This is a genomic window from Brevibacillus sp. 1238, from assembly GCF_029892995.1.
In the GTDB taxonomy this organism is placed as follows: Bacteria; Bacillota; Bacilli; order Brevibacillales; family Brevibacillaceae; genus Brevibacillus; species Brevibacillus parabrevis.
Genome location: NZ_JARXWC010000005.1, coordinates 379326 through 388559, shown reverse-complemented (window position 1 = coordinate 388559; position 9234 = coordinate 379326). Strand labels below are relative to the sequence as shown.

Below are 9234 nucleotides of genomic sequence, written 5' to 3'. Positions count from 1 at the left end.
GCAAAAACACCTCCAAGGTTGTCCCCATATCTTACGACATGGTCAGGTTCTCTTAAAGGTGTTTTGATTTGTCTCACATTACGGGGTCAGTCCCAACAGCCTGGGCTTTGTTTTTTATGTACTGCCATTATTTTGCCGATTCCTGCTTGTTTTGTTATACTTATAATTTAAGAGATAAACAGTTCTCTGTTACATCGGTGCATGATTGTTTTCCCATCTTATAAGGTTAGAAGGAAACGAAAAAATGAATGAAACCTATTCGCTAAAAGAAAAATGGCGACAGTTTTTGACTGTATTGCTTCCTATCTTGATATCGCAACTGGCGCTGTTTTCCATGACGTTCGCCGATACGATTATGTCAGGGCATGCGAGTCCGACAGATTTGGCGGGTGTAGCGATTGGGGCGAGTCTGTGGACACCTGTTCAAGCAGGCTTGACCGGGATTTTGATGGCGGTCATGCCAATGGTTGCACAGATGGTTGGGGCAGGGAAACGAGATCAGGTGCCTTATACCGTGATGCAAGCCTTGTATTTGAGTGTAGCGATTGCAGTTGGTGTCATGATCGTCGGCGGTTTGCTGCTTGATCCGATCCTGAACTGGATGCAACTGGAGCCGGAGGTGAGCACGATTGCGCGTGGCTTCCTGCATGCAATTGGCCTCGGAATTATTCCGATGTTCCTCTATACTGTGCTCCGTTGCTTTATCGACGCATTGGGACAGACACGGGTAACGATGTTCATTACCTTGCTATCTTTACCCATTAACGTGCTATTGAACTACGCATTTATTTTTGGTCATTTTGGCTTGCCTCGACTGGGGGGAATCGGTGCCGGGTACGCTTCTGCCATTACGTATTGGTGTATCCTGCTCATTAGTCTGGTCGTCGTGAATCGCGTCCACCCTTTTGTCGAATTTGGCATGTTCTCTACATTTTATCGCATTTCCATGAAGGCATGGAAAGAGCTGCTGAAGCTCGGGCTGCCTATCGGATTTTCCATCTTCTGCGAGGTCAGCATTTTTGCTGCCGTCACATTGTTCATGAGTGAATACAGCACGATTACGATTGCGGCGCATCAGGCAGCGATGAACTTCGCGTCATTCCTGTACATGGTGCCACTGAGCATATCCATGGCGTTGACGATCGTCGTCGGCTTTGAGGTCGGAGCCAAAAGGTTTCAGGACGCGAAGCAGTACAGTTATTTGGGCATAGGGATTGCGCTTGGCATCGCCCTGATGTTTGGGGTCAGCTTGCTGATGTTTAGCAAGCAAGTAGCCGGTTTCTACACGACGGACATAGAGGTGTTGGAGCTTGCCCAGCATTTCTTGATGTACTCGATCCTTTTCCTGATCTCTGATGCTGTCGCTGCCCCGATCCAAGGGGTGCTGCGCGGGTACAAGGATGTGACCGTTCCCTTTATCGTAGCGCTGGTATCCTACTGGGTGATTGGCTTGCCTTTGGGATATATCCTGGCGAAGTTCACTTCGCTCGCCGCATTTGGCTACTGGATTGGTCTGATCACGGGATTGGCTGCCGGAGCCATCTTCCTTTTTGGACGTCTGCTGTCGTTACAAAAACGCATGATTCGCAGTCATTCATAAAGCAAAAGCGAAGCGGAAAATCCCTGGCGAGGGGGTTTTCCGCTTTTTGCATGAAGACAGAGGGGCCGGATTACAATAGGAGCAGCAGATGAAAAATTTCTCTCCTATTTTTCAGGGAGAGCGTATATACTTTCTAATAGAGTGATGGAAGAAAAGCTGACATTAAACGAGAGGGGAGGAGAAACGAATGGCTTATGATTTTTTGATGAAGCTGGGGATTGCGATGTTTCTGGGCTTGCTGATCGGGATGGACAGACAGTTGAAGCACAAGCCGCTTGGCGTGAAGACAAGCATGGTCATATCGGTGGCGAGCTGCTTGATTACGATTGTTTCGATTGAGTCTGTCCATCGGTTCTCCTTGCCTGGGCACACCAATATGGACCCGTTGCGACTTGCTGCACAAATTGTCAGCGGGGTCGGTTTTCTCGGCGCCGGCGTCATTTTGCGCAGAAGCAACGATGTGATTTCCGGGCTGACGACAGCTTCCATGGTCTGGGCGGCTTCCGGACTGGGTATTGCGGTGGGAGCAGGTTTTTACTTTGAGGCTGTGACCGCGACAGTCCTGATCATTTTGGCGATCAACCTGTTTCCGCTCATCCTCAAATGGGTCGGACCCGAATCTTTGCGGCAACGAGATTTGTCGATCAAGATCGTGGTCGAGAGCGGCGGCGATCTGGATGGCATTTTCAAGCAGATTAAGCACATCGACCTGCAGGTGAAGCGGGTCAAGGTCAAGGACCTGGAGAACGGACTGCAAAAGCTGGAGATGATGATTACCGCTTCGGAGAATACATATACGACTGATATTTACAGCTTGCTGAAAGCTGTGGATCACGTGATGTCCGTCGAGGTAGAAAGCAGATAAGCACTTGGACAAGAACCGCAGTTTGCCACACAAGAGGCGCTGCGGTTTTTTATATACACTTCTCCTCTTGATAACAAGAATGAAAATCATTATCATTTTAATTGAATACGTCTGCCTTTATTCCAAAAGGGAAGAAGTGGACATGATAAAAGAGGCAATCATTCATAGAGGAGGATGCGAGATGGAATTTCGTATTGAAAAAGACACGTTGGGTGAAATGAAAGTGCCTGCCGACAAGCTGTGGGGGGCGCAAACGCAGCGCAGCTTCCAAAACTTCGAGATCGGTGAAGAAAAAATGCCGCTGGAAGTTGTCCGCATGTTTGCCATTCTGAAAAGAAGCGCAGCTTTGGCTAACCAAAAGCTGGGCAAGCTGGATGCGGAAAAGGCCGAAGCGATCGTGGCAGCAGCAGACGAAGTCATCGCAGGAAAATGGAACGAGCATTTCCCATTGGTTGTCTGGCAAACGGGAAGCGGCACCCAGTCCAACATGAACGTCAACGAAGTCATCGCGCACCGCGCCAACCAACTGCTGGAGGCAAAAGGCAGCAGCGCGCGCATTCACGCCAACGACGATGTGAACAAATCGCAAAGCTCCAACGATACGTTCCCGACTGCCATGCACATGGCTGGACTGGTCGCAGTCGAGGATCAAGTTTTGCCTGCACTCGCCCTGCTGAAACAGACGCTGAAAGAAAAGAGCGAAGCATACATAGACATCATCAAAATCGGCCGGACTCACTTGCAGGATGCTACCCCGCTGACACTCGGTCAGGAAATCAGCGGCTGGGTGCGCATGCTGGAAAAAACGGAGAAAATGATCAAGGAAAGCAACGAGTATTTGCGCGAACTGGCGATTGGCGGTACCGCGGTTGGAACAGGCATCAACGCACATCCGCGCTTCGGTGAGATGGTCGCTGCGGAAATCAGTGAAGCGACCAACAAAAAGTTTGTCACGGCGGAAAATAAATTCCACGCGCTGACCAGCCACGATGAGCTGGTGCATGTACATGGCGCGTTGAAGGCACTGGCAGCCGACTTGATGAAGATCGCCAATGACGTCAGATGGCTGGCGAGCGGCCCGCGCTGCGGCATCGGTGAAATCGTGATCCCTGCCAATGAGCCGGGCAGCTCCATCATGCCAGGAAAAGTGAACCCGACGCAAAGCGAAGCGATCACGATGGTAGCTTGCCAAGTCATGGGCAACGATGCCGCTATCGGTTTTGCCGCTAGTCAAGGCAACTTCGAGCTGAACGTGTTCAAGCCGGTTATCATCTACAATTTCCTGCAATCCGCACGTCTGCTTGCAGACTCGATCAAGTCGTTCAACGACCATTGCGCGGTAGGCATTGAGCCGAACCTTGCTGTTATCAAGGAGAACCTGAACAACTCGCTGATGCTGGTAACGGCGCTCAACCCGCATATCGGCTATGAAAATGCGGCAGCGGTAGCGAAACTGGCGCACAAGGAAGGCATTACGCTCAAGGAAGCAGCGATCAAGAGCAACCTTTTGACAGAGGAGCAATTCGACGCGGTAGTGCGTCCTGAGCAAATGATTCATCCAAAAGAATAGAAAGCAGTCGGAAGCTTGCGCACGCCAGTGTGTGAGTCGACTGATCCAGCCGATGGCGCGAGTGCCGTCGGCTTTTTTGTTTGGGAAGGCGTGTAGAAGCGGGCGAACTCGCTCCAGGACTTGCGATTTTCGCCGAGCATTTGGGCTGCCTGACGCAGCTTTAGCTTTTCTTTAAACATTTTTGCTATAGTGGTCAGTAACGACTCGGATTCGTGCGGAGGTGCGGACAATGAGAATTTTGATCGTTGATGACGACAAGGAAATTGTGGACTTGCTGGCGATTTATTTGGGCAACGAAGGCTACGAAATCGAAAAAGCCTACGACGGCTTGCAGGCGCTGGAAAAGCTGGCGCAAAAAAGCATGGATCTCGTCATTTTGGACGTGATGATGCCCAATATCGATGGACTGGAAGTGACAAAACGCATACGCAAAAATTCCACCATCCCGATCTTGATGGCCAGCGCCAAGACGAACGACATGGATAAAATCATGGGACTGATGACAGGAGCCGACGACTATGTCGTCAAGCCGTTCAATCCGCTGGAGGTCATTGCGCGGGTGAAGTCGCTCCTGCGGCGGGCGAACTACGTGCAGCAGCAAAAACAAGACCATGTGATCGAGGCGGGGCCGCTTATTATCGACAAGCAAAGCCACGTCGTCCAGACGAAGGACGGCATCCCGATCAAGCTGACGGCGCTCGAATTTTCCGTGCTGTTTTTGCTGGCGAGCCACCCCAACCGGGTATTTTCTTCCGAAGAAATTTTCGACCGCTGCTGGAAAATGGAGAACTACGTGTCCTACAAAACCGTCATGGTGCACATCAGCAACTTGCGGGAGAAGCTGGAGAAAGCGACGAAGGGCGAGAAGGTGATCCAAACGGTCTGGGGGGTGGGCTATAAAATTGAAGCTTAGTACCAAGTATTTTTTTCGCATTCTCGTCGATCTGTTGCTCAGCTTGCTGATTTTTTACGCCCTGTTCCAGACAGCCGCTTATTTCGCCAACAAATATTTGTACAGCATTCCCCAGATCAAAGAGTACGTCTGGATGCTGAGACGCACATTCGGGACAGATTCTTTCAAAATCCCGATCATTCTCTTGGCGACAGGCTTGTTTGCCGCCTGGACGATCGTCCGTATTCGCAAATACGTCGAGCAAAAGCAGATGGAGCAAATTATTTCCGAGCTGCACTACATTGCCAAAGGAAACTATGAGCACGTTATTTCCATACGCCCCGAAGGCAATTTGGGGAATGTCGTGGACAGCATTCATGCGCTGGTGAAAAGCACGCGCGATGCGATGGAGGAGGAGCGGCGGCTGGAGCAGTCCAAAGATGATCTGGTGACCAACGTTTCCCACGACCTGCGCACTCCGTTGACTTCGATTATTGGATATTTGGGGCTGATCGAGCAGAACAAGTACACGGACGAACAGCAGATCAAGCAGTACGCCCATATCGCTTATGAAAAGGCCAAACAGATGAACGTGCTGGTCAACGATCTGTTTGAATATACCAAGGTGCGAAACAGAGGAGCGCATGTGAGCCACACGCAATTTGATCTGGTCGAGCTGGTCGAGCAAGTATCGGTTGGTTTTCGCATCGACGCGCAGGAAGCGGGGCTGTCTCTGCACGTCGATACGCCGGATCAAAAAATCGAAATGACCGGAGACACCGACAAGCTCGTGCGCGTGTTGGAAAATCTCATTTCCAACGCGGTAAAATACGGGCGTGACGGTACGGACATTCTCGTGCGCGTATTTGTTGAGGGGCGGGGAGTGGCTATTACCGTTGCCAACAACGGGGCGCCCATCCCGGCTGAGTATTTGCCGAGCTTGTTTGAACGGTTTTTTCGCGTGGAAGGCTCGCGCTCCAAAGAAACAGGCGGATCAGGTCTTGGACTCGCCATCGCCAAAAGCATTATCGACTTGCACCAGGGCACGATTTCTGTGGAGAGCACGCCGGAGTGGACGACGTTCACCGTATGGCTTCCCCGCACTATAAGCGGAACGTTATAAATCCTTTACTCTTTCTTTACCATTGGTTGCGATTTTTTTAAATATGAAAGCCTATCCTTATCAGCATGGATGCAGAACGTGTCATGCGGGCAAGGAGGGCTTTTTTTATGAGGAGAGGCAATTTGCTGCTGTTGTTGGTGGCTCTGGTGGTCGGAATTGCGTTTTTTCGCGATACGATTTCCGTAGAGGCTGACCTGCGGCTTAATCAAGTCTTGGGGAATTTGCGGGTGCTGGACGCCAATGTAGATGCGCGGGCAGCCATCCTGATCGATAGTCAGACAGGCGAAGTCTTGTATGCGCAAGACGCCGATACAGCATATCCGGTGGCGAGTATGTCCAAAATGATGACCGAGTACCTGCTGCTCGCAGCGATCCAGGAACAGCGGGTAACGTGGGAAGACGAGGTGCCTGTTTCCGTCAATGCTGCCAGCGCCGAGGGAGCGAGAGTCAGTCTTGAGCCGGGGCGCAGCTATCCGTTGAAAGACTTGTACGAAGCCATGGCAGTCGGCTCAGCGAACAATGCGGCAGTGGCGATTGGCGAATATTTGGCAGGCAGCACCCCGGCCTTTGCTGAGCAGATGAATTTGAAAGCGGCGGAGCTTGGTTTGACAGCCTCGTCATTTGTGAATGCGACCGGACTGGATTATGATTATGGACAAAACGAAATGACAGCGAGAGACGTGGGAATGCTCGCTTACTATTTGATCCGGGATTTTCCCGAGATTGTGGATTTGACCGCGCAGCCGTCTGTGCGGCTTACAACAGGAGAAAGAGTGAAAAACACCAATCTGATGGTGCAAGCAGACGACCATTCGATGAGCGTGCTCGGACTGGATGGGCTGAAAACGGGCTTCACCGATCAGGCAGGCTACTGTTTCACCGGAACCGCCAAACAAGGCGATAAACGCTTGATCTCCGTAGTGATGGGCGCAGAAAATGAGGCGATTCGTTTTACGGAGACGAAGAAGTTGTTGGAGAGGGGATTCGACCTTGAGTCAGACCGAAAAAAAGGGTAACCCGCTGGGGCTGGTGACCATCGTTGGCTATATCGTGTTCGCCCTGTATTTGTTTTTGGTGGTCAAAATATTGCTGTTCAAATTCGGCAGCCTGGACAGAGAGCTGCTGACAGCGCAATGGGAGATTGTGCGCAGCGACCCCGGAGCCATTTTGGAGCGTTTTCACACGCGAGCCAATTTGGTGCCTTTTCATGAAATCCAAAGCTATTTGCACGCGATTCAGCAACATCGCAGCGGGCACAGTCTGGTGAACTTTGCTGGGAACATAGTGGCTTTTATGCCGTTCGGCTTTTTGCTGCCGCTTTTGTTTGCCAAAAAGGCGAGCGGAATGGGAAAAGTCGTGTGGCTCTCGTTCTTGCTGAGCCTGCTGCTGGAGACAACTCAGCTGGTCATGAGTTGCGGGACATTTGACGTCGACGACCTTTTGCTGAACACGTCAGGAGGGTTTTTGGGTTATGTCATGTACAGACTGGTGCGGCTGGCCTTTTTTCCGCGTGTCCAAAACAGGAGAAGCTCCGTGGCTGTTCATTCCACAAGAAATTAACCGATCAGGCAAAAAGCCGTTGACCTTAGGTCTGACCTAAGGTGTAAGGTTAAGGTAATCCTGGCCGGGAGTGGTGTTGCATGAAAAATGAAATCACAATCAGCGAGCTGGCGCGCATTATGAATGTGTCTGTGCATCAAATTCGCTACTTTGAAGAGAAAGGCATTTTCCAGCCTGCCTATATCGATGACAACCAGTACAGAATGTACAGCATCGAGCAGATTTACGAGCTGTCTCACATCTTGCTGCTGCGCAGACTGGGGGTATCCGTATCTGCCATCAAGGATTGCCTGACAGCTTTCACCGCAGATCAATATCAGCAATTGCTCCGCCAGTCGTTGCTGGAAACGAACGCGCAAATTCGCAAGCTTTTGGAACTGCAAGCATTCATTCAAAAAGTATTGCGAGAGCAGCATGATTTTGCGAGTCGGCCCGATTCCTTTCAAATAAAGCGGTACGAACCTGTCCGTCTCATGCGCTGGCTGGAAATGGACGAACAGACACACATTCAGGCGAGACAACTTGCTGAACAGGCCAGGCTGGTGCCAGACCTGTTCGAGACAGACGTCCACTATTTGTACGACGGTTCGGGAACGGTGTCCTTGTGTCTGGAAGCGCCGGAGTCTGGAAACATTACGTTGCCTGGCGGCTCATACCTGTCTTTTCAAGGGCTGGCGAATGGCGATGCGGCAACCGACCAGTTGATCGAGCGCTTTTACGAGTATCTGGCGGCTCAATCTCTCGTCGCGACCGGACCGCTTGTGCTGATTGAAAAATCGTATTTGTCTTTGTTCAGCGGCCAGCACTTGCATTACGAGCTACGGGTACTGCTGGACGCTGCTGACTTGTAAAAAGGAGGTGCAGGCATTATGAATGTCTCACCGATCACGCTGGAACCGATGCAGGCGAAGTACAATCAACCAGTCAGCCGTCTGCTTGTTGAGAGCTTTCGCAACAAGTTTCAGCCATTAACCAAAATGAGCGACAGTGAGTTGGCGCGGTGCTTTGAAATTTTGCTCCATCATTTTCCCGATGAACCGGCAAGTCAGCGAGCCGTTGCCGTTCAAAACGGAGAGGTTGTCGGGACGCTCTCGCTCAAATGGAAGACCGCCGAGGAAGCGAAGCAAGAAAGTCTGTTTCCTCCGTGGGATGAGTTCAAAACATTCGGGAAATGGCAGCTGTTGAAGCTGACTATCGGCCTGTACTGTCTCACCCATCAGTTGAAAGTGGGCGAGTGCTATATTGCCGATGTAGCTGTCCACCCGCTGCACCAGGGGAAGGGAGTCGGCAAACTTTTGATGCAATGGGCGTTGAATGAATGGCAAGACCGCCCGCAGCTGGATCAGCTCAGTTTGCATGTCTCCGGGAAAAACCAGCGTGCCAAGCAATTGTACGAACAGCTGTCTTTTCGCACCCAAACCAGGCAACAAAGCTTGACCAGCTTGCTTTTGTTCAAGGAATACGAATGGGAGTATATGGTGCGAACACGGAGAGCAGGGGAAAGTGCATGAAACGCAAATGGATGATCAGTATCATGAGCACCCGCCGAGGTGCTCTTTTTTATGCTGACAGTTCCCCTTGTTTTGTCCCAACGCCTATGTTTACACTAATAATTAGTTGAAAG

Annotated in this window: 9 protein-coding genes; all 9 read left to right on the top strand. The window is 51.0% G+C overall.

Annotation, left to right across the window (positions count from 1 at the left end; translation table 11 throughout):
• Positions 1–244: 244 nt before the first annotated feature.
• The 9 genes from M2298_RS15360 to M2298_RS15320 all read left to right on the top strand — a co-directional run bounded on the left by M2298_RS15360 (position 245) and on the right by M2298_RS15320 (position 9121).
• Entirely contained in the window at positions 245–1600 is a 1356-nt protein-coding gene (locus M2298_RS15360; RefSeq protein ID WP_122962437.1) for an MATE family efflux transporter, read from the top strand.
• 187 nt (positions 1601–1787) lie between these two features.
• Complete coding sequence (locus M2298_RS15355) at positions 1788–2465, top strand: MgtC/SapB family protein (RefSeq protein WP_063228806.1); 678 nt, start codon at positions 1788–1790, stop codon at positions 2463–2465.
• Between the two features lie 181 nt (positions 2466–2646).
• The gene (gene fumC / locus M2298_RS15350) at positions 2647–4035 is read left to right on the top strand and encodes a class II fumarate hydratase (protein ID WP_122962438.1); all 1389 of its coding nucleotides are present in this window, start codon (positions 2647–2649) and stop codon (positions 4033–4035) included.
• A 220-nt stretch (positions 4036–4255) separates the two neighbouring features.
• Complete coding sequence (locus M2298_RS15345; protein WP_370641088.1) at positions 4256–4948, top strand: response regulator transcription factor; 693 nt, start codon at positions 4256–4258, stop codon at positions 4946–4948.
• Entirely contained in the window at positions 4938–6050 is a 1113-nt protein-coding gene (locus tag M2298_RS15340; protein ID WP_122962440.1) for a sensor histidine kinase, read from the top strand. Before M2298_RS15345 ends, M2298_RS15340 begins: the two co-directional genes overlap by 11 nt.
• A gap of 107 nt (positions 6051–6157) precedes the next feature.
• The gene (locus M2298_RS15335; protein WP_122962441.1) at positions 6158–7066 is read left to right on the top strand and encodes a D-alanyl-D-alanine carboxypeptidase family protein; all 909 of its coding nucleotides are present in this window, start codon (positions 6158–6160) and stop codon (positions 7064–7066) included.
• Positions 7041–7610: a VanZ family protein gene (locus M2298_RS15330; RefSeq protein ID WP_242773647.1), complete on the top strand. Its 570-nt coding sequence runs from the start codon at positions 7041–7043 to the stop codon at positions 7608–7610. Before M2298_RS15335 ends, M2298_RS15330 begins: the two co-directional genes overlap by 26 nt.
• A gap of 80 nt (positions 7611–7690) precedes the next feature.
• Positions 7691–8461 carry a MerR family transcriptional regulator gene (locus M2298_RS15325; protein WP_242773650.1) on the top strand — a complete coding sequence of 257 codons (771 nt, stop codon included), beginning with the start codon at positions 7691–7693 and terminating at the stop codon, positions 8459–8461.
• Positions 8462–8479: 18 nt separating this feature from the next.
• Positions 8480–9121: a GNAT family N-acetyltransferase gene (locus M2298_RS15320; protein WP_280648681.1), complete on the top strand. Its 642-nt coding sequence runs from the start codon at positions 8480–8482 to the stop codon at positions 9119–9121.
• The last annotated feature ends 113 nt before the right edge of the window (positions 9122–9234 follow it).